The sequence below is a fragment of the Peribacillus sp. NPDC056705 genome (genome assembly GCF_043656335.1).
On record NZ_JBHTYI010000147.1, the window covers coordinates 1 to 1,710 of the forward strand.

The window sequence follows — 1,710 nt, forward strand, 5'->3', positions numbered from 1 at the left end:
ATCGTGGAGCGATGCGGAGGTCTCATTACGGCAGCCAATCGCGAAGAAGGAGGGGCCGTCATTTCACTGGGATTCCCTCTGTATCGAGGAAGGCTTATATAGATAAGCTTTTTTTCCTTACAAAAGACGTAAGCTATTGCGAACAGAATAAAGGATTTCGACATTGCAGGCAGAATTTTGTATATATCCGGGCATGCTGGATGATAACAGGATGAGCATGGATATATAAAAAATTCAAAAGGCGATGGTGATGTTGTCCATGGATATGCAGTATCGGGTCGAACGGGATTTTCTAGGGGAGAAGCAGCTTCCTGCAGCAGCTTATTATGGCATTAATACCGTGAGGGCCGTGGAGAATTTTCCAATCAGCGGGGTGCCGATCCACCCGGAATTAATCTCTGCGTTGGGTGAGGTCAAGAAAGCGACAGCACTCGCGAACATGGAGCTGGGATGGCTTCCCAAAAATATAGGGGTTGCCATTACGGAGGCGGCGGATGAGGTTATTACCGGGTTCCTCCGTTCGGAATTCATTGTCGATTCCATTCAGGGCGGGGCGGGTACCTCGATTAACATGAATATGAATGAGGTCCTGGCTAACCGGGCTTTAGAAATTATGGGTAAGAAGAAGGCGGAATATTTCTATTGCAATCCTAACAATCATGTCAATATGTCGCAATCTACGAATGATGCCATTCCTACAGCTATTCGGATCGCTTCGTTCCGATTGACTCAGGATTTACTGATCGCATTTCGCACCTTGGTGGACGGGATTCGGGAGAAAGCGAGAGCGTTTGATGATGTGATCAAGATGGGACGCACCCATCTTCAGGATGCGGTGCCGATCCGGCTCGGTCAGGAATTCGGTGCTTATGCCAATGTGCTAAGCCGTGATATTAAACGGATCGAGCGTGCGGCCGAAGGACTGCTTACCGTTAATATGGGGGCAACGGCTGTAGGGACGGGGCTGAATGCCACGCCGGAATATATGCAGAGCGTGGTGCAGCACTTGCACGAGCAGACGGGCTTTGCACTCGTGCAAGCCGAGGATCTGGTAGATGCTACTCAGAATACAGATGCGTATATGGAGTTATCTGCGGCACTGAAGGTATGCGCGGTGAACATCTCCAAGATGTGCAATGATATCCGATTAATGGCATCCGGGCCAAGAGCGGGGTTGAACGAACTGAATGTCCCTCCAAGGCAGCCGGGTTCCTCCATAATGCCGGGTAAGGTTAATCCGGTTATGGCAGAGGTCATGAACCAGATCGCTTTCCAGGTGATCGGCAATGACCATACGATCAGCCTTGCTTGTGAGGCCGGACAGTTCGAGCTTAACGTCATGGTACCGGTAGCTGCCAACAATTTGATGCATTCCTTGAAGATCCTGAAGAACGGAATGGATGTATTCTATAAAAATCTGATGGTTGATCTCACGGCAAATAAAGAACGCTGCAAACACTTCGTGGATACAAGCTTCGGAATTATTACCGCGCTTAACCCTCATCTGGGCTACGATGTAGCGTCCAGACTGGTGAAGGAGGCGCAGAAGACGGGGCGAAGCATCCGCGAGATTATATTGGAACAGGGACTGCTCACAGAAGAACAGATCTTGGTTATACTAGATCCATATAACATGACTTCGCCGGGTATTGCGGGCGAGGAGTTCCTGTTGAATCAGTAGCTTTTGCGTCGTAACCACCGGTCAAGGTC

At 49.5% G+C, this 1,710-nt stretch carries 1 protein-coding gene; it reads left to right on the forward strand.

Annotated features, from left to right (window positions below; translation table 11 throughout):
* Positions 1 to 259: 259 nt before the first annotated feature.
* Positions 260 to 1,681 (forward strand): aspartate ammonia-lyase, encoded by a 1,422-nt coding sequence (gene aspA / locus ACFRAK_RS28340; protein ID WP_394573090.1) that lies wholly within the window; start codon positions 260 to 262, stop codon positions 1,679 to 1,681.
* Positions 1,682 to 1,710 lie beyond the last annotated feature (29 nt).